Annotated in this window: 20 protein-coding genes; 17 read left to right on the forward strand and 3 right to left on the reverse strand. The window is 33.0% G+C overall.

Features of this window, described 5'->3' with window-relative positions; all coding sequences use genetic code 11:
* The 5 genes from LPB88_RS14005 to pruA all read left to right on the forward strand — a co-directional run bounded on the left by LPB88_RS14005 (position 1) and on the right by pruA (position 7,408).
* On the forward strand, positions 1 to 774 hold the full coding sequence (locus LPB88_RS14005) for a class I SAM-dependent methyltransferase (RefSeq protein WP_230716323.1): 774 nt from the start codon (positions 1 to 3) through the stop codon (positions 772 to 774).
* Between the two features lie 112 nt (positions 775 to 886).
* On the forward strand, positions 887 to 3,796 hold the full coding sequence (locus LPB88_RS14010) for a DEAD/DEAH box helicase (RefSeq protein WP_230716324.1): 2,910 nt from the start codon (positions 887 to 889) through the stop codon (positions 3,794 to 3,796).
* An 81-nt stretch (positions 3,797 to 3,877) separates the two neighbouring features.
* On the forward strand, positions 3,878 to 5,140 hold the full coding sequence (locus LPB88_RS14015; RefSeq protein ID WP_230716356.1) for a DUF5103 domain-containing protein: 1,263 nt from the start codon (positions 3,878 to 3,880) through the stop codon (positions 5,138 to 5,140).
* A gap of 101 nt (positions 5,141 to 5,241) precedes the next feature.
* Entirely contained in the window at positions 5,242 to 5,628 is a 387-nt protein-coding gene (gene apaG / locus LPB88_RS14020; protein WP_008467225.1) for a Co2+/Mg2+ efflux protein ApaG, read from the forward strand.
* A 154-nt stretch (positions 5,629 to 5,782) separates the two neighbouring features.
* Positions 5,783 to 7,408 (forward strand): L-glutamate gamma-semialdehyde dehydrogenase, encoded by a 1,626-nt coding sequence (gene pruA, locus LPB88_RS14025; RefSeq protein WP_110836655.1) that lies wholly within the window; start codon positions 5,783 to 5,785, stop codon positions 7,406 to 7,408.
* 172 nt (positions 7,409 to 7,580) lie between these two features.
* Here pruA and LPB88_RS14030 read toward each other — a convergent pair whose 3' ends face one another.
* Positions 7,581 to 8,663, reverse strand: coding sequence for a hypothetical protein (locus LPB88_RS14030; protein ID WP_230716325.1), 1,083 nt, complete (start codon positions 8,661 to 8,663; stop codon positions 7,581 to 7,583).
* A 300-nt stretch (positions 8,664 to 8,963) separates the two neighbouring features.
* On the opposite strand from LPB88_RS14030, the gene LPB88_RS14035 reads away from it, so the two are divergent.
* The 3 genes from LPB88_RS14035 to LPB88_RS14045 are packed head-to-tail and all read left to right on the forward strand — an operon-like array spanning position 8,964 to position 11,942.
* Complete coding sequence (locus tag LPB88_RS14035) at positions 8,964 to 10,016, forward strand: sensor histidine kinase (protein WP_230716326.1); 1,053 nt, start codon at positions 8,964 to 8,966, stop codon at positions 10,014 to 10,016.
* Positions 10,017 to 10,038: 22 nt separating this feature from the next.
* Positions 10,039 to 11,211, forward strand: a complete 1,173-nt coding sequence (locus LPB88_RS14040; protein WP_230716327.1) for an alpha/beta fold hydrolase — start codon at positions 10,039 to 10,041, stop codon at positions 11,209 to 11,211.
* A gap of 26 nt (positions 11,212 to 11,237) precedes the next feature.
* Complete coding sequence (locus tag LPB88_RS14045) at positions 11,238 to 11,942, forward strand: LytTR family DNA-binding domain-containing protein (RefSeq protein WP_230716328.1); 705 nt, start codon at positions 11,238 to 11,240, stop codon at positions 11,940 to 11,942.
* Positions 11,943 to 12,057: 115 nt separating this feature from the next.
* On the opposite strand, the gene LPB88_RS14050 is transcribed toward LPB88_RS14045, so the two are convergent.
* The gene (locus LPB88_RS14050) at positions 12,058 to 12,204 is read right to left on the reverse strand and encodes a hypothetical protein (protein ID WP_230716329.1); all 147 of its coding nucleotides are present in this window, start codon (positions 12,202 to 12,204) and stop codon (positions 12,058 to 12,060) included.
* Between the two features lie 337 nt (positions 12,205 to 12,541).
* Between LPB88_RS14050 and LPB88_RS14055 the strand changes: the two genes are divergently transcribed.
* On the forward strand, positions 12,542 to 13,270 hold the full coding sequence (locus LPB88_RS14055) for a hypothetical protein (protein WP_230716330.1): 729 nt from the start codon (positions 12,542 to 12,544) through the stop codon (positions 13,268 to 13,270).
* 88 nt (positions 13,271 to 13,358) lie between these two features.
* On the opposite strand, the gene rsmG is transcribed toward LPB88_RS14055, so the two are convergent.
* Positions 13,359 to 13,988 (reverse strand): 16S rRNA (guanine(527)-N(7))-methyltransferase RsmG, encoded by a 630-nt coding sequence (rsmG, locus tag LPB88_RS14060; RefSeq protein WP_230716331.1) that lies wholly within the window; start codon positions 13,986 to 13,988, stop codon positions 13,359 to 13,361.
* Positions 13,989 to 14,095: 107 nt separating this feature from the next.
* Here rsmG and LPB88_RS14065 point away from each other — a divergent pair, with 107 nt between their 5' ends.
* The 8 genes from LPB88_RS14065 (at position 14,096) to purT (ending at position 22,778) form a co-directional block, all read left to right on the forward strand.
* The gene (locus LPB88_RS14065) at positions 14,096 to 15,190 is read left to right on the forward strand and encodes an acyl-CoA desaturase (RefSeq protein ID WP_230716332.1); all 1,095 of its coding nucleotides are present in this window, start codon (positions 14,096 to 14,098) and stop codon (positions 15,188 to 15,190) included.
* A gap of 63 nt (positions 15,191 to 15,253) precedes the next feature.
* Positions 15,254 to 16,444 (forward strand): pyridoxal phosphate-dependent aminotransferase, encoded by a 1,191-nt coding sequence (locus tag LPB88_RS14070; RefSeq protein WP_089354208.1) that lies wholly within the window; start codon positions 15,254 to 15,256, stop codon positions 16,442 to 16,444.
* A 368-nt stretch (positions 16,445 to 16,812) separates the two neighbouring features.
* A complete protein-coding gene (locus LPB88_RS14075; RefSeq protein ID WP_230716333.1) occupies positions 16,813 to 17,271 on the forward strand; it encodes a PA2169 family four-helix-bundle protein in 459 nt (152 codons plus the stop codon).
* 141 nt (positions 17,272 to 17,412) lie between these two features.
* Positions 17,413 to 18,006: a hypothetical protein gene (locus LPB88_RS14080; RefSeq protein WP_230716334.1), complete on the forward strand. Its 594-nt coding sequence runs from the start codon at positions 17,413 to 17,415 to the stop codon at positions 18,004 to 18,006.
* A gap of 154 nt (positions 18,007 to 18,160) precedes the next feature.
* Entirely contained in the window at positions 18,161 to 18,706 is a 546-nt protein-coding gene (locus LPB88_RS14085; protein ID WP_230716335.1) for a dihydrofolate reductase family protein, read from the forward strand.
* Positions 18,707 to 18,845: 139 nt separating this feature from the next.
* The gene (locus LPB88_RS14090) at positions 18,846 to 20,720 is read left to right on the forward strand and encodes a U32 family peptidase (protein ID WP_230716336.1); all 1,875 of its coding nucleotides are present in this window, start codon (positions 18,846 to 18,848) and stop codon (positions 20,718 to 20,720) included.
* 412 nt (positions 20,721 to 21,132) lie between these two features.
* On the forward strand, positions 21,133 to 21,621 hold the full coding sequence (locus LPB88_RS14095; protein WP_230716337.1) for a hypothetical protein: 489 nt from the start codon (positions 21,133 to 21,135) through the stop codon (positions 21,619 to 21,621).
* Positions 21,618 to 22,778 carry a formate-dependent phosphoribosylglycinamide formyltransferase gene (purT, locus tag LPB88_RS14100; protein WP_230716338.1) on the forward strand — a complete coding sequence of 387 codons (1,161 nt, stop codon included), beginning with the start codon at positions 21,618 to 21,620 and terminating at the stop codon, positions 22,776 to 22,778. The genes LPB88_RS14095 and purT overlap by 4 nt, the downstream gene beginning before the upstream one ends.
* Position 22,779: the final 1 nt, after the last annotated feature.

The following is a 22,779-nucleotide window of genomic DNA, read 5'->3' on the forward strand; positions in this document are numbered from 1 at the left end:
GTGAAAAAACTATTCAAACTAGTATTAAATACAATCCCGCGTCCATTATTAATTCGTTTAAGTTATGTGGCACGTCCAATTTTGGCACTTTCATTAAAAGGAAGTCGATTTACTGACCCAATTGACGGGAGAAGTTTCAGATCGTTTTTGCCGTATGGATATGGAAAACAACGTAACAATGTGCTTTCGCCAAGTACACTTTCGTTAGAAAGACACCGTTTACTTTGGTTGTATTTAAACGATCAGACTGATTTTTTTACAGCACCAAAAAAAGTACTTCATTTTGCTCCGGAACAAGCTTTTTATAAAAGATTCCGCAAGCAGAAAAATCTTGATTATACTACAACTGATTTATTTTCGCCTTTGGCAGATGTAAAAGCAGACATTTGTAATTTGCCTTTCAAAGACAATGAATACGATGTTATTTTATGTAATCATGTTCTAGAACATATTCCGGACGATACAAAAGCAATGCAGGAATTGTTTCGTGTATTGAAACCGGGTGGAATGGCAATTTTGCAAATTCCACAGGATTTATCTAGAGCTGTAACTTTTGCTGATGATACTATCACAGATCAAAAAGAACGCGCTAAGATTTTTGGACAATACGATCACGTTCGTATTTATGGCCGTGATTATTTTGATAAACTAAGAAGCATTGGTTTTATCGTAATCGAAGAAGATTATACGAATAAAATCTCTCCTGAATTGGTTGAGAAATATTGCTTAGCAAAAGGTGAAATTATTCCGCTTTGTTTTAAACAAGAAAACTAAACAGTTTTTTTACCATATAAATTCCTTTAAAAAGTTTTCAAAATAGCAATAATTTGAAAACTTTTTAAATTTTAGTCCACGCCCAAATCACAATTAAACTCAACCCCTAATCTTGGAACTCTCAAAATCATTTCAATTTTGTTTTGACATCAGTTTTGAAAAAAATCTGAATATCTTTATCCCAACTGCTTACGTCATCGACAATACCGATGATATTAAATATTTAGACAAAAAAGCAAGTACGGACGTACTGGAGAGTTTTGGAATCGCTTTTGAAAATTTAGATTCTAGCACCAAAAAAATACTCACTGCTTGTGAATCTTTAAAGTCTGATTTTATTTTCAAAAAATTCAGTGCCAAAATCAAATCGGCAAAAACAATTGCTGATTTGCAAAAAGACTCCAAAATTGAATTTGCCATTCGTCAGCATTTAAAATTTAACTTAGAATCCTTTTACAATCTAATTGTAAAAGAACAATATCCGTTATCTGCTAATATGAGTGCCGAAAAGGATTTTTATCGTTGGAGAGTCGATACAACTTCGTTAGATTTTGAACCTCAAATTCAATTTGACAAACATAAAGAAGGAATTACTTATACCCTATCTTTAAAAGAAAACGAAACTTCATTTTTACCAATGGATAAAAGTGTCGATATTCTTTTGGACGAACCGGGCTGGTTAATTGTCGATAAAAAATTAGGACAGCTAAAAGATCTTAATTCTAAGAAACTTTCGCCTTTTTTAAAGAAGAAATCAATCGAAATACCTTCGAAATTAGTTGACAATTATTTTAAGAATTTCATTCCTGAAATAGCCAAAAAAATAGACATTGACGCGACCGGTTTCGAAATTAAACTTCGGGACAAAATCATTTCGTGTACGATTCAGCCCGTTTATGATTTCTTTAAAAGCTGTTATTATCTCAACCTTTATTTTGATTATAACGGCTATATATTTGACGCCAGTAAAACTAAAAAAACACATTCGTTTGTTGATTTTGGTCTTATAAATGAACCAAAAATAATTCAGTTTAAACGAAGTTCTGATGAAAATTCATATACAAATAAATTACAGGAAATTGGTTTAATAAAAGTCAAAAACGAATTGTTCGGATTAAATTCAGATAATGAAATTCATGATCCTTATACCAATATTCAATTTATTATTGATCGTAAAGAAGAACTGGAAAGTTTAGGATTTACGATTGAAAATCTGAAACTGGAAAGCAAAGAAATCATTACAGAAAATCATACTGTTGCAACTTCAAAAGGAGAAACAAAAGAAGATTGGTTTGATATTAAAATAATTATTTCTGTTGGAACATATAAAATTAATTTCAGCGAGATTATTCCGAATATAAAAAGCAAGGAAAGACTCTTTTTACTGCCTGATGGAAACTATTTTCTGATTCCTTTAGAATGGCTTAGTAAATATAGTTCACTGGCAAAATTGGCTAAAACCGAAGATGGAAATCTGCTTTTACGTAAAACTAATTTTGCGGCTTTGGATGCGATTCCGGAAATCAAAGACGATGTAAATCCAATTCTCCAAGCTGAATATGTGTCTTCTGATTTATTAAAAGCAACTTTGCGACCTTATCAAATTGATGGAGTAAAATGGCTTTTGAGTCATTTTAATTCAAATCTAGGCGCTTGTTTGGCTGATGATATGGGACTTGGTAAGACTTTACAAACCTTAGCCGTTCTGGTTGCCGTACAGGAACAATTAGGTTTTACAACGAAAACAACCAATTTTGATTTGTTTCAAAACGAAACTACAATCGAAAAAGAACCTTTAAAAACGTTAATTGTTTTACCGTCTTCATTGGTTTTTAACTGGTATAACGAAGCTGCAAAATTTACACCGCATTTTTCGAAAATGCAATATGTTGGAAACGATAGAAAGCAATTACAGAATCGCTTAGAAACATCAGATTTAATTTTCACGAGTTACAGCATTGTTCATCGTGATATTTCCATTTTAGAAAAATATAATTTCCGTTATTTAATTTTGGACGAAAGTCAATACATTAAAAATAAAGATTCTAAGATTTTTAAAGCCATAAATAAAATCAATGTCTCTCATAAAATCGCTTTAAGTGGTACGCCAATCGAAAACTCTTTGGACGATTTATGGTCGCAAATGCAGTTTATAAATCCTGATATTTTGGGTACTTATGCTTTTTTTGCCGAGAATTTTAAAATTCCGATCGAGAAAAAGCAAGACGAAAACAGCTTATTAGAATTAAAAAATCTTATTCAGCCTTATATCTTAAGAAGAACAAAAGAGCAGGTTTTAAAAGATTTACCGGAATTAACAGAGCAGATTTACTATTGTGATATGGATCCTGAACAGGAAAAATTATATGAAAAAGAGAAATCTAAAGCTCGTAATTTTTTACTAAAAACTGACGGTTCAAGTCCTGACAAAATCAGCATTATCAATACTTTGATGAAGTTAAGACAGTTGAGTAATCACCCGAAAATGGTCGATCAGGAATCTGAAATTGATTCCGGAAAATATATTGCGGTTACTAATTATCTTGAAACTTTAGTAAAAGGAAAACAAAAAACCATCATTTTCAGTTCGTTTGTTACTAATTTGAGTTTTTATACCGATTGGTGTAAGGAAAACAAAATAGCGTATTGTGAAATTACAGGCGAAACTCCTGCGAAGAAAAGAGAACAGCAGATAAATTTATTTCAGGAAAAAGAAGAGCCTTTGTTGTTTTTTATTTCACTAAAAGCCGGTGGCGTTGGATTGAATATTACCAAAGCTTCTTATGTTTTGTTTTTAGATCCCTGGTGGAATCCTTTTGCTGAAAAGCAAGGAGTTGGAAGAGCGCACCGAATTGGACAATTAAATAAAGTAAATGTGATTCGGTTTATTTCGAAAAATACTGTGGAAGAAAAAATCATTAAACTTCAGGAAAACAAAAAGCTGTTATCTGATTCACTTTTAGAAGAAAGTTTTGTCAATGACGAAATCGAAGTTAATCTAGAATACATCTTGGGTTCTTAACAACTTGTTTTCAAAACCAATAAATTGGCATCATATTCGTTATATAAAATTGTTATATTTACAATCTTACAACGTAATATGATGCCAAAATTTTTATTTAGAAATCTCCTTCTGCTTTTTATTTTTGCTTCTGCGACAGCTCAGGAAGTACAAACCGAAGTAGTTCCTCCATACAATATCAAAACTGTTTCTTTTATTCAGGGCGGTAATAATGTTGTTCCGATATTTCAATTGGGCGATACTTTTCAATTTCAATTTGATGATTTATTTGGTAATGAAGCTAATTACTATTTTGAAGTAACACATTGTGATTACAATTGGGTTCCAACTGATATTCCAAAAACAGATTATATAAGAGGTTTCGATAATCAGAGAATTACAGATTACTCGAATTCATTCAACACCCTTCAGGTTTTCTCTCATTATCGACTTCCTTTTCCAAATCAGTTTACTACTGAATTGAGGATTTCAGGAAACTATATTTTGAAGATTCTTAATGAAGACAGAGAAGTTGTTTTTTCGAGAAAGTTTATTTTGTACGAAGATCATTCGACCGTAACGGCTCAGGTAAAAAGAAGCCGCGATGTTACGAATATAGACTACAAACAAAATCTGGATTTTGCAGTATTGTCAAACGACATTGTTTTTCAGACTCCATTACAAAACGTAAAAGTTCTTTTATTACAAAACGGGAATTTTAATACCGCTATTAAAAACATTCCACCACAATATACAATCGGAAATCAACTAGTATATAAATATAATAAAGAAACCCAGTTTTGGGGCGGAAACGAATTTTTATATTTTGAGAATAAAGACATACGTGCCGGAAGTAATAACGTAGCAAGAGTTGGTGCAAATAATGACATCTACAATTCTTATTTGTACACAAATCTGGCACGCGCCAATCAGATTTATACTTTAAATCAGGATGTGAACGGAAACTTTGTTGTCAAAAATATAAACGCCGCCAGTAACGAAATCGAAGCTGATTATGCCTGGGTTTATTTTAGCTTGTCTGCTCCTACTTTTAGATCATCAACCAAAGACATTTATATTACCGGAATGTTCAACAATTACAGCTTGTCGCCGGAATACAAAATGGATTATAATGCAGAAAAAGGATTATATGAAAAAGCGGTTATGATTAAGCAGGGTTTTACTAATTTTCAATACACAATTGCCGACAAAAAAGGTGCGATTGACAATGAAAATGCGATTGATGGAAATTTTTATCAAACTGAAAATGAGTACACCATACTAGTTTATTACAAAGAAACCTCTGATCGCTATCAAAGAGTTATCGGAAAAGGAAATGCAAACTCTATAAACATCATAAATTAAAACATTGCTCCTCATTCATTAAAACATTGTTAAGGTTTCGGGCGGAATGATTTTTTTTTGTAGATTTGCACATATAACGCACACATATATACTACTTTAGTATGGTTTCTCAAATTACAAGAGGCATAAAAATATCTGTTTTGACTAGTTTTGAAGGTACTTACTTCAAGAACTACAAGATTCATTTTGCCTTTAGTTATGTTGTTACAATCGAAAATCACAGCAAAGATTCTGTTCAGTTGACTTCTCGTCACTGGGAAATTTTCGACTCTCTAAACGATTTAGAAGTTGTTGACGGAGAAGGCGTTATCGGAAAAAAACCAGTTTTAAAACCTGGAGAAAATCACACTTATAGTTCTGGTTGTTTGCTATCATCTCCTTATGGAGCGATGAAAGGTCATTTTAATATGATCAATTTTACTACAACAAAAACATTCAAAGTTATTGTTCCAACTTTTAGAATGTGTGCTCCTTTTGCCTTAAACTAAATTATAGTTTAAAAACTGCATTTTTTATCGTTATCTAAATCATAAATTTGTCAAATTATTAATTTATCCTTTGTACTTTTGTGCAACGTTAGATTATTCGTAACAATCAAATCGTCTAACGCCTAAATTGTCTAATTATCTAATTTTAAATAACATGCTAAAAGGATTCTTTCATGTACCAAAAGCGGTAAACGAACCGGTAAAAGGCTACGCACCTAACTCACCAGAAAAAGCAGCTGTTCAGGCGGCTTATACCACAATGTGGAATTCTAAAATTGACGTTCCTTTATATATCGGAAGCGAAGAGATCAGAACTGGAAATACAAGAACAATGTCAGCTCCACACGATCACAAACATATCGTTGGAACTTATCATTTAGCTGAAAAACAACATATCGAAAAAGCAATTGCTAATGCTCTTGAATCAAGAAAAGCATGGGCAAATATGGCATGGGAACAACGTGCTGCTATTTTCTTAAAAGCTGCTGAACTTATCGCAGGTCCATACAGAGCTCGTATTAACGCAGCTACAATGATTGGACAATCTAAAAATATTCACCAGGCAGAAATTGATGCTTCTTGCGAATTAATTGACTTTTTACGTTACAACGTAGAATTCATGACGCAAATTTATAACGATCAGCCAAAATCAGATTCTACAACTTGGAATCGTTTAGAATACAGACCTCTTGAAGGGTTTGTTTACGCTATTACTCCTTTCAACTTTACTGCTATTGCTGCAAATCTTCCTGCAAGTGCTGCAATGATGGGTAACGTTGTGATCTGGAAACCAAGTGATAGCCAGGTTTTCTCTACACAAATTATCATTGAAGTTTTCAAAGAAGCTGGTGTTCCTGATGGAGTTATCAATGTTGTTTTTGGAGACGCTTTAATGATTACTGATACTGTTTTAGCAAGTCGTGATTTCGCTGGAGTTCACTTTACAGGATCAACTCATGTATTTAAAGATATCTGGGCTAAAATTGGTGCAAACATTCACCATTACAAAACGTATCCAAGAATCGTTGGAGAAACTGGTGGTAAAGATTTTATCATTGCACACCCAAGTGCTAACGTAAAACAAGTGGCTACAGGAATTGTTCGTGGAGCATTTGAATTTCAAGGGCAAAAATGTTCTGCGGCTTCAAGAGCTTATATCCCACAAAGTTTATGGCCAGCTGTAAAAGAACAATTAATTGCTGATGTAAAATCTATGAAAATGGGTTCTCCGGAAGATTTCGGAAACTTCATCACTGCAGTTATTCACGAAGGTTCTTTTGATAAATTAGCTAGTTATATCGACCAGGCTAAAAAAGATGCTGACGCTGAAATTATTGTTGGAGGAAATTACGATAAATCAGTTGGATACTTTATTGAGCCAACAGTTATTGTAACTACAAACCCAAAATATACTACAATGGAAACCGAATTATTCGGACCGGTAATTACTATTTATGTTTATGAAGATGCTAAATGGGAAGAAACTTTAGAATTAGTTGATACTACTTCTGAGTATGCTTTGACAGGAGCTGTATTTAGCCAGGATCGTTATGCTATTGAAGTAGCAACTACGAAATTGCAAAATGCTGCAGGTAACTTCTACATCAACGATAAACCAACAGGAGCTGTTGTAGGAATGCAGCCTTTTGGTGGAGCAAGAGCTTCAGGAACTAACGATAAAGCTGGTTCTGCATTGAACTTATTACGTTGGGCTTCTCCTAGAACTATCAAAGAAACTTTTGTAACTCCAGAAGATTACAGATACCCGTTTTTAGGATAATTTTTTAGTTTCAAGTTTCAAAGTTTCAGGTTTCAAGTTAGAAACTTTGTCAATATAAAAAGCCGAATCTTTTAATTAAGATTCGGCTTTTGCTTTATAATATGATTTATTTATTGTCTATAATGTAATCATTAACCTCTAAAGCATTTTGAGTATTTTTTTTCTTTAAAATCTATAATTCAAAACTCGAAATAGTATGAAAACTATCTGCTTCTTTATTTTTTTCTCCTTCAAAAGTATCATAATTCACAACCAGCAATTTTCCTTTGTAGACAATAGTTTCACAAGGATTATCTAATTGTCCGTCGGAACCGTTTGCGTTTTCATTTTCCCAAACCAATGAAATTGTATTGGTATCTAAATTCAGCTGATGCACACTATTATTTTCATAATTGGCTATAAAAATGGAGTTTCTTTTTTCGTCGTAAAAAAAGCCATCACAACATTTTAATTTATCGGAATCAAAAACAACCTTTTTAGATTTCAATTTTCCATCTGCAAAAAACTCCATTTTAGTAATCACGCCATCGCCAAAGTTTCCGGCGTATAAATTTCCTTTTTTATCAAAAGCAATTCCATCAATTCCGATAGATCTCTTGGTAACTTCAGGCTTTAAAGTAAAAGTGGCAATTAGATAATCTTTCTTATTTGACGGATTCAAAACGATATTTTTCTTGTTTAATTCTTCCAATGAAAAACTATAAATACCGCTTTCTCTTCTGTTTTCAAACAAAGCATCAGTTATATAAACTCTGTTTTTAGACCATCTTACCGCTTCTCCAAAATTAAATCCTTCGGCCAAAACCTCCGCATTTATTGGTTTTCCGTCTTTTACAATAACTCTGATTAATCTGGAGAAATTCTCATTTCTGGTAAAAAACTGATTGTCCATTATATATAAATTCCCATCAGGTCCAAATTCCATTCCCATTGGGTGTACTTTTTGTGTAACAGGATGCAATGGCAATTTGTCGAACCAGGTTATAGGTTTATCATTTTTATCAAAAGTTAAAATTTTACTTCCATACTTTTCAAATGAAATTGGGTTTGTAATAGCCAGAAACAAATTTCCTTTTTTATCCAGAGCCATTCCGTCTGGAGTTTGGCAAGTTTCACCTAAGTCTGCAAACAAAGTAGGCTTGATTACTTTAGAAGTTTCATTATATTTAATTTCTTGTTTGTTTTCTTGAGAAAATAAATTTGAAGTACTCATTAAAATCAGAATACCGATTGCGTTTTTAATTATTCTTTTCATTTCGTTTTTAGGTTGGTTTATTATTTTTAAGAGATTTTACTTTAGCATTTCACTTAGAAGCGCCACCAATACAAGGATAAGTTTGATCATAATTGCTTTTTAAGCGAATATAACTGGAAGAAGTTCTGAGAACTACAAGCGCAGTTGAAAAGGTCATTTTAGCATTCAAATAATGAATAATTCAATTCAATTGTGTTCGTATGCTGAAATGCTGTTTTTGAAAGCAAAAACTCATTATTTATAGCAACAAACAAAGCTTACTTCTATATTTTGCTATCTTGCCCCCAATTAAAATACCTTATGAATTTCATCAAAAAACTGGATTTAAAAAGAATTGCACTTCATTGTATCTACTGGATTTTCTTTTTATTCTTTTATATTTCCAATAAGTCTGATAATGAAAATTATTATGACTTTACATTTATTTACACCTTTAAAATTTTAGCACAAGCATCTGTTGGTTATGGCTTAATATATTGGATTATCCCAAACATATTAAACAAAAAAAGATACCTGCTTTTTATTGTTTCGGCTCTAGGCTGGCTTTATTTTGTTTTTGCTCTTTTAATGATTTTAAAGTTTTATTATCTCGAACCAAAATTTCCGGATTTCTTTAAAGATTGGTTTGGACATAAGATGACAGTTCCTGAAAGACTGACTTCAGGAAAACTGATTTTAAGAGAATTTTCTTTTATTACTTATCCCGTTATTATCTTAGGTTTTATAAGTTTTAACCGCAAACAACAACGTCTATTAAAACTGGAAGAAGAAAAAAAATCAATGGAATTAAAGGTTTTAAAGAATCAATTAAATCCACATTTTTTGTTTAATACTTTAAATAATTTATACACTTTAACCTTAAAAAAAGATGATAAAGCGCCTGAAGTAATTGCTAAATTATCTGAAATTCTGGATTTTGTATTATACCGTTGCAACGAAGATTATGTTTCGATCGAAAAAGAAATCGCCTTAATCGAAAATTATATTGCATTGGAAAAACTCCGCTATAGCGAAAACAGATTAAATATTTTATTTACTAAACACATTCAGTATAATCATAAAATTTCGCCATTAATTGTATTGACTTTTATAGAAAATGCCTTTAAACATGGGGTAATTAATGAAACCGAAAAAGCAATAATTCGCTTGCATTTAGAAAGTAAAAAACAACAAATCATTTTTAGTATCGAAAACACAAAGCCTAAAAATGAATTTTCCCGAATTTCGGATAAATCAAAAATTGGACTCGAAAATGTTCGAAAGCAACTTGATTTATTGTATCCAAAAAAACATCAATTAGAAATTGAGGAAACCCAGTATAATTATACTGTCAAACTTTATCTTACTCTTTAAACCAAAACCACTATCTAATCTTATGAAGAAACATTTAATTAATCTATTCCTTTTTTGTTCTTTTATCTCTGCAAGCAGCCAATCTAAATCCGTAGATACTTTGGTCGATGTTGGAAATCATAAATTACATTTCAAGATCGTAAAAGGCAACGGAACTCCAATTCTTTTTGATTCGGGTGGAGGAAATGATGGTTCTGTTTGGAATTCTATTTTGGAGAATCTATCAACTATTACAAATGCTCCTTTAATAACCTACGACCGTGCAGGTTTTGGAAAAAGTACAATCGATACCTTACAAACTGACGAATCAAAACATGGTATTATAAGCAGTATTGAAGATCTGGAAAAAGGGCTTAAAAAATTGGGCTATGATAAAGAAATCTTGTTAGTTTCTCATTCTTATGGAGGTTATCTTTCTGCACTTTACGCTTCCAGACATCCTAAATTAGTTAAAGGAATTGTTTTAATTGATGTGAATCATAATTATTATGAAGACGGTGTTATCGAAAAAGTAGTCGCTACACAAGACGAATTAATTTCACAATGGAAGAAAAATAATAAAGGAACTTATTTTATGTCGGCAACAATTATTGAAACCGTAAAAATAATGAGTAAAATTTCGATCCCGCAAAGTATTCCGGTTGTTGATTTCGTCAACGGAATCCCTTTCTTAAAAGCAACCGAAGAAATTGAACGCTGGAAAGAATGTCATAAAAAATTTGTTGCTAATAATCCCAACGTTACCGGCATTACTGCAAATGGTTGCGGTCACGGTATTTGGGTTGGTAATCCGCCTTTAGTAATTACAGCAATTGCAAAAATGTACGCCAATACTTCTAAACAAAAATCTGAAATTCAGGAGCGTGCTTTGCAATATGCCATAACAGCCAACAATGAAGAAAAAGCTGAGGATATTGCTTTCAACCACTCTGAAGATGATTTGAATACCTGGGGCTATCGATTGCTTGGGAAAAATGAAAATCAAAAAGCAGCAGAAATTTTCAAACTTAACATGCTTCTTAATCCTGCAAGTGCAAATGTGTATGACAGTTATGGAGAAGCATTATTGAAAACAGATCAAAAAGAAGAAGGTATCAAGATGTACAAAAAATCGCTTGAGCTTAATCCTGAAAATAAAAATGCAAAAGAAGTTTTGGAAAGAGTAACAAAAAACAACTCAAAACTGCTAAATTAGATTTTAAAATATTTATTCTTTTTGGAATGAAACACAAATGTATTATTGTTGACGACGAGCCTTTGGCAAGAGAATTAATTGCTTCTCATTTAGCAAATTTTGAAAGTTTCGAGCTAATCGATTCGTTTGAAAATGCATTAAAAGCCTATACATTTTTGGAAACAAATACCGTCGATTTGATTTTTCTGGATATTGAAATGCCTTTACTAAAAGGAAATGACTTTTTGAAGAAACTTAAAAATCCGCCAAAAGTGATTTTTACAACTGCTTATCGAGAATATGCAATTGAAGGATATGAACTCAACGTTATAGATTACCTTTTGAAACCAATAACTTTTGATCGTTTTTTTGTTTCAATCGAAAAATTCAAACAATTACAAACTCCAAAGAAAGAAATCAGCGCAGCAACTGAAAATCATATTTTTGTAACCAGCGGCAGCAAGAACATCAAGATTATCTTTGACGAAATTCTGTACATCGAAAGTTTAAAAGATTACATCACCATTCATCTTGAAAACGGAAAATCGCATCATATTAAACAAAACATTTCAGTCTTTGAAAAATTGCTAAATTCTAATTTTGTTCGGATTCATCGTTCTTTCATTATTCAGACAAAAAAACTGACGGCATATTCTAAAAACGAAATTGAAATAAACACAATAGAAATTCCAATTGGAACCAGTTATAAAGAAAATTGGTTGAATCACCTGGAAACAATTATTCTAAAATAAAAAAATCCGAATCTTACTTAATTATAAGATTCGGATTTTGTTTTTTTACTGCTAGCCATTTACAAGAAAATTACTTCGCCATTATCCAGCATTTCTTTCAAAATTAGGCTTTTTACTATTCAGCAGTTAATACTTTTTCTTTTAAAGGAACCATTTTTGCAATTGATACAGATACATTTCCTTCCGATTCTTTAGTCTGACAAAATGCATTTAAACTAAAAAGTGTAATTAATAAGCTCATTTTATAGAATGCATTCTTCATATTTCTAAGTTTTAATGGGGCTCGCGGAAATCAAAACTATAAAAAAGAAGTTATTCAATTACAGCAATTTAGAAATATACAATTCATCAATTCTATTTCACTGTATAACAACATCATAATTTCATATTCGCAACAAATTGCAGTACTTTTCTTATTATATTGATTCTCAATCACATACATCAACAAAAAACTTATTAGAACACTAAAGAAATAAGCATCCCAATAAATTTGCCTCAAATAAAAACAATTTTTAAAATTAGATGAAATTGATTCAAAGCAATTAAAAATCAACTCATTATAAATAATAAAACTTACAAAAATAAAAATAATAACAAAAATGAAAAGCTTAAATACTCCGGACATTATTTTAAAATCAAAAAGCATAGGTCATCCAATTGATTTTAAATGGACACGAAAAAGAATACACCAGTTTCTAGATCCACTAGACGAAAATATAGAACTGGAAAATGTCTTAAACGGTATTAATCACAAAGCCACTGTTGGACTTGCAGCTGCTTTATTAGAATGGATCCATTGCCGTTTTTCAGGATATACTAAATCAGCAAATGATATACAACAACGCATAGAAGCACTTTGGTGCTCAATAGACAATCCCGAAAATACAACACCTTTATTCTTTGACCAGAATCTTGATATGCCGGCATCAGGTTCTGTAAACGGACCTATTTGGATTGCGCTAATGAATGTTAGAATGATTGATGTAAGATATAGAAAAGGTTCATACTTTATTCAAAATGAAATTATTGGATTGGTTCTATTAGCGCGATACGTAACACCTAAAGAGAAGTGTTTTGATAAATGGTTCAATGATACAATAATAGAATTAAATCGTTTATATCCATCTACATACAACTACAATGACTTAGATGAAACTGATGAAGCTATCTATGATTCATCAAACGAACCAGTTATTTGCCGCGACTTTTTCTTTAACCCTGAGTTCGAGTTCACACCAGAAAACTCAGAAAACGCACTTACAGCTTTCATTGAAAATTTAGATCCTAAAGCAAATCCATTTTTACAATTATCACAAAAAGCATCTTAATTATTATTCACTTTTGATATGCAAAAACCCGATAAAATACTTAAAAGTACTTATCGGGTTTAATTATTGTAAGAAGTTCGATTAAAAATTACACTGTAAATTTTAAAGGCAAATGCACTACTTTTTTGGTTTCAAAAAACTCATCTTCAAAAATGGTTGATAAGTCATATAAAGTCGCTTTCGGAAAATCTTTTAGTTCTTCTGCCAAATCGCCTCCTTTAAGATATAGGATACCATTTTTCAAAGTGTGTTTGTGTTGCTTTTTGATTTTATCTTTTATCCACGAAACAAAATCAGGCATGTTGGTTACGGCACGGCTCACGATAAAATCGAAATCTCCTTTTACCAATTCAGCACGTTTTTGTTCTGCTTTTACATTTTTTAATTCTAATGCATCAACAACACCCTGAACCACTTTAATTTTTTTGGCAATAACATCAATTAAATAAAAACGTGTTTCCGGAAAAAGAATCGCCAATGGAATCCCCGGAAAACCTCCGCCGGTTCCAACATCAAGAACAGTTGCTCCCGGCTCAAACTTCATGATTTTTGCAATTCCAAGCGAGTGCAAAATGTGTTTAATATATAAGGCATCAATATCTTTACGCGAAATAACATTGATTTTTTCATTCCAATCGTGGTATAAAAAGTCTAATTTTTGAAATTGTTCGATTTGAATATCGGTCAAATCCGGAAAATATTTCAATATCTCATCCATTGCTCTAATTTTTTAACAAAAGTACTACTTTACGATTGAAATATTTAACTCAATTTTGCAAATTGAAAATTTATAATAATTACCTTTGAAACCTATTTAAATTAATTATGAATAACACTGCGCCTACATTTGCTAAGCAAGACAATCTGAAGTTCTTCAGAACACTTAACTCACGAGTAAACAATTACTTCAAGGAGAACAACATTCAGAAAACCGGAAACTGGAAGCTGCACTTAAAAGCTGTTATTCTTTTTGCTGTTTTTCTAACGCCATACTTTTTGATCTTAACGCTAGACATGCCATTTTGGGCACAATTGCTTTTAAACATTCTAATGGGAGTTGGAATGGCCGGAATTGGAATGAACGTAATGCACGATGGAAATCATGGATCTTACTCGTCTAAATCTTGGATCAACAAAATTATGGGTGGAAGCATCTATGTACTAGCCGGAAATGTACACAACTGGCAAGTACAACACAATGTACTTCACCATACTTATACTAATATTCACGGACATGATGAAGATCTTGATGCCGGAAGAATTATCCGTTTTACACAAAATGCCGAATGGCACCGTTTTCATAAATTTCAACATTATTATTCTTTCTTCTTATACGGACTTTTGACTTTTAATTGGGCTTTAACAACCGATTTCAAGCAAATGAAAAATTACCTGAAAAGAAAATTATCTTACGGAACACCACAAAGTCCAACTAAATTATGGACCGTTTTAGTAATCACAAAAATAATCTACGTTTTAATCTGGATGGCTTTGCCAATGATCTTAGGCGTAACATGGTGGAAAGTTGTTATTGGATTTTTTGTAATGCATTATACTGCAGGATTAATTTTAAGTATCGTTTTTCAATTAGCACACGTAGTGGAGGAAACTTCAAATCCGGTTCCTAATGAAGATGGAGAAATGGAAAACACCTGGGCAATCCACCAATTGTACACAACAGCAAATTTTGCTCCAAAAAACAAAATAATCAACTGGTTTACAGGAGGATTAAATCACCAAATTGAGCACCATATTTTTCCAAACATCAGTCATATACACTATGGAAAAATTGCCGAAATCGTAAAACAAACAGCAATCGAATGCAACTTGCCATATCATGAATTCAGAACCATGAGAGGAGCTGTTATTGCACATTACAAGCATCTTAAAGATCTTGGAATGAAACCTGAACTAGCATAAAATCTATTAATAATTAACCTTCCTTAATTAAAGTTGAAATTAAGGACATTCAAAAAATTTATAATGAATCATATTCTTTCAGACAGAATCAACAACTTAGCGACATCACAAACATTAGCAATGGCTGCTTTAGCACGCGAACTAAAAGCACAGGGAAAAGACATTATCAGTTTAAGTTTAGGCGAGCCTGACTTTAATACACCTGATTTTATTAAAGAAGCTGTAAAAAAAGCAGTAGATGAAAATTACAGTACTTATTCTCCAGTTGAAGGTTTTTTAGAATTGAGAGAAGCTATATGCAGAAAATTCAAAAGAGACAATAATTTAGAATACAAACCAACTCAAATTGTAGTTTCTACGGGAGCAAAACAATCTTTATACAACATTGCGCAAGTAATGTTAAACGATGGTGACGAGGTTATTTTACCTGCACCTTACTGGGTTTCTTATTTCGAAATTGTAAAACTTTCTGGTGGAGTTCCTGTTGAAGTTCCAACGTCTGTAGATACTGATTTTAAAATTACACCAGCACAATTAGAAGCGGCAATCACACCAAAAACAAAAATGATGTGGTTCAGTTCTCCTTGTAACCCATCTGGATCTGTGTACAGCAGAGAAGAGTTAACAGCTCTTGCAAAAGTGTTAGAAAAACACCCAAATATATACGTAGTTGCTGACGAAATTTATGAGCACATTAATTTCTCAGGAACTTTCTGCAGCATCGGTTCAATTCCGGGAATGCTAGAAAAAACAATCACTGTAAACGGAGTTGCAAAAGCATTCGCAATGACAGGATACAGAATTGGTTACATTGGAGCACCAGAATTCATCGCAAAAGCGTGTACAAAAATTCAAGGACAAGTAACTTCAGGAGCAAATTCTGTGGCACAACGCGCTACAATTACTGCTGTAGATGCTGACCCTAGCGTATTAAACCACATGGTTGAGGCTTTTCATGGCCGTAGAGATTTAGTTGTTGGATTATTAAAAGAAATTCCAGGAATAAAAATCAACGTTCCAGAAGGAGCATTTTATGTATTCCCAGACGTTTCTTCTTACTTTGGAAAAACATTAAGAGGAACCGAAATCAAAGACGCAAACGATCTTTCAATGTATCTTTTAGCTGAAGCTAATGTAGCAACTGTAACAGGTGACGCTTTCGGAAACCCAAATTGTATTCGTTTCTCTTACGCAACAAGCAATGACATTTTAAAAGAAGCGTTACGCAGAATCAAAGAAGCTTTGACTGCATAACAACATAATAATTTTATTAAAACGGCTTAAGGTTCAAAGTTTCATCACTTTATACTTTAAGCTGTTTTTTTATGCTTATTTGGGCGTGTCCCTCCGGGTCGGGCTATTCGCTACAAGTCCTCGCACTTCCTTCGTCAGGCTGTGGGCTATTCGCTGCTATCCCTCACGCAAAACGGTAATAAGAACATTTTCACTTTCAAAGAACATCAAATTAAATCTGCTTAATCTGCCAAATCTGCAAGAGAAACAAATTCTTACTTTCAAAATTCCCATTCTACAATATTATAAATCAACATTATAATTCTGTAAAACATTACCCACAGTAAATTCCCAACTTTGTATTATACATTAATTTAAATATTAACATCATGATACATACAGAAGAAACCACAACAGAAACAGTTCATACATTAGAAGGATTAATTTCTATTTTGGAAGATGGAAAACTAGGATACACAAATGCTGCTGAGCATGTAAACGACCTGTCTATTAAAGCAGAATTCTTAGATTACGCAAGAGAACGTGCACTATTCATAGTCGAATTGCAAGACCAAATCAATAAACTGGGAAAATCAACAGACACTTCTGGCGGAGGTGCTTTAGGAGCTTTACACCGAACATGGATTGATATTAAATCGTCATTTACTGGCGGAGATACCGAAGCAATCATTAATGCTTGTGTTACGGGAGAAGAAGCTGCCGTAGAAAAATACAAAATGGCACTTGAAAAAAACGAACTTGAAGGCAGTCAAATTGCAATCATTTCGAAACAATTAAACAGTATTCAAAATACATTGGATAAAATTAAAGGAAAAAGATTGTCATAATAATTGGCACTATTTTTTTGGGAGCGGAAACTACTTGGTTTAATAACCAAGTAGTTTTTTTTTATTTTGTAGGAATTTAAAAATAAATCTCTACTTTCGCCCCGACCAAAAAAATATAAATTCTCAACCAAAAAATGTTTCATGAATCTAGCATTACGCAATTCGTTCTTAATTTTAATTTTTACATTATTCTTTAGCAATCAGGCAAAAGCCCAAGCAGAAGGTAATTCCATTAAAGGTTCCATAGGTTTTGCTTCAAGCGGCTCTTACTACATTGAAAATTACGGCAGTCAAGAAGAAGTTGATGTTATGGGCGGTGGTCCATATTTTCAAGCAGAATATATCATTGGATTAAAATCATGGTTTAGCGTACGTCCATATGTGGGAGGCATCTTTACATCTGTTGAAAAAAATCAGACGCTACAAAATCAACCTCAATACAAAGTAACAACCAATGCTTTTTTACTTGGAGCAAAAGTTCGTCTATGCGCACCAATTCCTTGGGTTGCACCTTTTATTGAAGGAGGCATTGGTACTTCGATAGGTAAATTCGAAACATTTACACCAAATATTAATTTTAACAAAAGCGACGTGTTACTACATATTCCTTTCAGTATTGGATTAGCTATTGGTCGAAGAAATAATTTTGAAATTGGCATATCAGGCTACTTTCACCCCGCAGCTAAACAATCGTCTGGGGTATTTGCTGTAGGATATAATTTTCCGTTAGATTAAAAACGAAATATATATTTTGACATAAAAAATCTAAATATTTATAATATTTCAAGAACAGAAAAACTACTTGGTTAATAAACTAAGTAGTTTTTTGTTTTATTAAAAACTGAAATAATATATTTTTATATCAAATTCTATAAAATAAAAGTATCAAATGAAAAAAGTAATTTTAGATTTAGCGGTAACCCTGGACGGTTTTATTGAAGGTCCAAATGGAGAAATCGATTGGTGCATTATGGACGATGATATGGATTTTGATGGGTTTTTATCTGACATTGACACTATTTTTTATGGTCGTGTAAGTTATGAATCGTGGGGTAATTTTCAACCGGATGAAAATGCAAATTCAGGCGAAAAAGCATTATGGGAAGGAGTACATTCAAAAAAGAAATATGTTTTTTCGAGTCAAAACAAAAAAGACGATAATGCTATTTTTATAAATTCTGATATTTCACAAATGGTAAATGAACTTAAAAACCAATCAGGAAAAGATATTTGGTTGTACGGTGGAGCAAGTCTTATTAAAACATTTATTCAATTAAATCTTATAGATGTGTACAGAATATCAGTTCACCCAACAGTTTTAGGAGGCGGTAAACCATTGTTTGAAGATTTAAAAAACCGCATTGAACTAAAGCTGCTTAAAACAAATATTTTCAAATCGGGAGTTGTACAACTTATCTACGAACCAATCAAATAAAATCAAACCCCATTTATCATCATTCCATATTAGTTAACTATTTCAAAAAAAGTCACTTCAGCATTAGCAAACTCGAAATATTTATAAGAACTTTGCAAACTTTTTTCCGTGAATACCACAAAAGCCTAAAGTACTAAAAATGAAGAAGAAGATTGAAATATTAGCTCCTGCTAAAGATTTAATTGGGGGAATGGCAGCCATAAATAGTGGCGCCGATGCAGTTTATATTGGAGCTCCACAATTTGGAGCACGTTCAAATGCCAACAATTCTATCGAAGATGTTGCCGCTTTGGTACAATATGCGCATTTATTTAATGCTCAGGTTTTTGTAGTAATGAATACCATTTTGTACGACAACGAACTAGAAACGTGTCGCCAAATGATCTGGGAGTTATACGAAATTGGTGTTGATGCCCTGATTATTCAGGATATGGCGATTATGGAAATGGAGCTCCCTCCTATCGTACTTCACGCCAGCACACAAGCCAATAATCGTGATGCCGATAAAATTAAATTCCTAAAAGATGCCGGAATCAAACGTGTGGTTTTGGCCCGCGAATTGAATTTGCATCAAATTAAAACAATATACGACGAGGCTGATGTAGAATTAGAGTTTTTCGTAACCGGAGCATTATGTGTTTCTTTCAGTGGAAACTGCTATATGAGTGTAGCAAACGGTGAACGCAGCGCCAATCGTGGGTCTTGCGCCCAAAACTGTCGTTTACCTTATAACTTAATCGACGGAAACGGAGAAACTTTAATCAAAAACAGTCACTTACTTTCGATTAAAGATTTAGATATTTCAGATCAGATTCCGAATTTAATTGAAGCCGGAATCGTTTCTTTTAAAATCGAAGGAAGATTAAAAGATGTTGTTTATGTAAAAAATAATGTATCGTTTTTACGTCAAAAATTAGACAGCTTCTTAGAAGGTTCAGGAAGCGACAAATACACCAAAGCTTCATCTGGAACTTGTACCTATACTTTCGATTCTTCTTTAAACAGAACTTTCAACCGCGGTTATACCGACTATTTTGTAAACGATAGAAATCATAGTATTGGATCTTGGGAAAGCCCAAAATCAAAAGGACAATATATTGGTAAACTAATCCGAACTGTTGGAAACGCTTACGAAATTGAAAACGGCGAATTACTAAACAACGGCGACGGACTTTGTTTCATCAACGAAAATAACGAAGCCGACGGAATCTACGTAAACAAAGCCGAAAACGGTAAAATTTATCCAAACGTTTTAAAAGAAGTAAAAGACGGAACTTTCATTTATAGAAATAATGATGCTGCTTTTATTAAAATTGTAGAAAGAGAAGACAGTGCCGTTCGAAAAATCAGCACAACTTTATTACTTACAGAAAATGAAACTGGTTTCGAATTAATCGCAACCGATGAAGATGGAAATGTAAGTACTGTTACTTTAGAACATTCTAAAGAACAAACTAAAACCGGCGAATCAATCGAGGAAAACATCAAAACGCAATTGGCAAAAACAGGTTTTACGCCTTATACAGCCAATGAAATTAATGTAATGTTTTCGCAAAACTGGTTCCTTCCTATTTCTAAAATCAACGAAATGAGAAGAACCGTTTACGATCAGTTAACCGAAATTCGTTTGGCAAATTACAAACGTGAAGAACATCAAATAGTAAAAACGTCACATCCGTATCCTGAGACTAAACTTGATTTCATGTACAATGTTTCGAACAAAACGGCTCGTAAATTCTACGAACGTCATGGCGTTACAGAAATCGAAAAAGCATTCGAATTGCAATGGGATCCAGGAAAATCTCGTGTAATGACTACTAAATATTGCATTAAATACGAATTAAAAAAATGCCCAATACACCAAAAAGACATAATGGGTGTTAAAGTAAAAGAACCATTGGTATTAAAACAAGGCGAGTTGGAATACAAACTAAAATTCAACTGTAAACCTTGCGAAATGGAAATCTGGGAAAAAGATGCCGAATTCGAAATCGAAGAAGATCATTTTCATTAAAATACAAACCGATACTTTTTAAGTGTCGGTTTTTTTATTTTGGGCGTGTCCCGCCGAAAAGGCGGGTCGGCTATCCGCTACAAGTCCTCGCACTTCCTTCGTCAGGCTGTGGGCTTTCCACTTCTATCCCTCACACACAGTATAAAACGAGAAAATTTGTGTTTACTAACCACAATTATTTCCACAATCTTGTCATTTCGACGAAGGAGAAATCCTCGTAAGTAACTCCATTCCAATAAGCCAATCTTTGTCAAGCTCCTCGCGAGGATTTCTCCTTCGTCGAAATGACAAACTGTATGGTTACTTTACTTAAAAATTAAATTTCCAATTAAATTAAAATCTGCCGAATCTGCAAAATCTGCGTGAGAATAAATTCCATTTTATTTATCTTTACTCTCAAAACTAAATTTAAATGGAAACCAAAAATAGCATCCAAAAACATTCAATTATTGCTGGAATTTTGGTGTGCTCCATTTTTCCATTTTTAATCTTTTCAAAAAGCTACTTTATTGATCTTTGCATCCAAATATGTGATTTCGGCATCTTTTGGAATCCAGTATTCTGGGGAATCATATTTCCATTATTTGTAGTTTTTCTATTTTGGAATACCGCAAAAAAAATCAATTTTTCATTAAATCAAATAAGTTATTTCCAAGCTTGCTCTCAATTTTCTTTTGGAGTAAGCTCAAAATTTATAATTGCTCTTTTCACACTTTATATAATTGGATTATTTTCTAATGGAATATCTGTTGTATTGAAATCACAAATTCCTTATCAAATTTTATTTTCGCTATTAATGATTTTATTTTTATCATTTGTATTAATGATTTTAACTTTTATAAGCAGTTTAATAATTGTAAAATCAAGCCAAAATACCCAATCTTTAAATCAAACAAAATGAAAATACTACTCCTCGGTTCAGGCGAATTAGGCAAAGAATTTGTCATTGCCGCGCAACGAATCGGACAAACCATAATCGCAGTTGACAGTTACGAAAATGCTCCGGCAATGCAAGTTGCACACGGTTTTGAAGTAATCAATATGCTCGACGGCGAAGCTCTTGACCGAATTGTAGCCAAACACAAACCAGACTTTATAGTCCCTGAAATAGAAGCCATTCGTACTGAACGTTTTTATGATTACGAAAAACAAGGCATTACTGTTGTTCCTTCTGCGAAAGCAGCAAACTTTACCATGAATCGTAAAGCCATTCGTGATTTAGCTTCAAAAGAACTTGGACTAAAAACAGCCAAATATCAATACGCAACTTCTGCCGAAGAACTGCAAAAAGCCGTTCAGGAAGTTGGAATTCCTTGTGTAGTAAAACCTTTAATGTCTTCTTCAGGAAAAGGACAATCAACTATAAAAACCGAAAGTGATATCGAGAAAGCATGGCAATACGCTGTTGCAGGATCTCGTGGCGATGTTATCGAAGTTATTGTAGAAGCATTTGTTGATTTTCATTCGGAAATTACACTTTTAACGATTACTCAAAATAATAATCCAACTTTGTTTTGTGCTCCAATTGGACACAGACAAGAACGCGGCGATTACCAGGAAAGCTGGCAACCCGCAAAAATTTCTGAAGTCGATTTGTATGAAGCTCAGGATATGTCCGAAAAAATCACAGAAGCATTGGGTGGCGCAGGACTTTTTGGTGTTGAATTTTTCCTAACCAATGATGGTGTTTATTTCTCTGAACTCTCTCCTCGCCCACACGATACCGGAATGGTAACTTTGGCAGGAACGCAAAACTTCAACGAATTCGAATTGCATTTACGTGCGATTTTAAGCCTTCCAATTTTCGAAATTACATTAGAAAAAGCCGGAGCAAGTGCCGTAATTTTAGCTTCGGAAGATTCTACAAATCCAACATTTACCGGAATCGAAAAAGTAGCCGCTTTACCAAAAACTGATTTCAGAATTTTTGGAAAACCAACTTCAAGACCGTATCGACGAATGGGCGTTGTCTTAAGTCACGATTCGCTGGCAACTCCAATCGAAGAAATTGTGGAACGCACTAAAGCAACTTCTAAATTAATAACTGTAAATTCTTAAA

Origin of the sequence: Flavobacterium sp. JAS (assembly GCF_020991455.1) — a bacterium.
In the GTDB taxonomy this organism is placed as follows: domain Bacteria; phylum Bacteroidota; class Bacteroidia; order Flavobacteriales; family Flavobacteriaceae; genus Flavobacterium.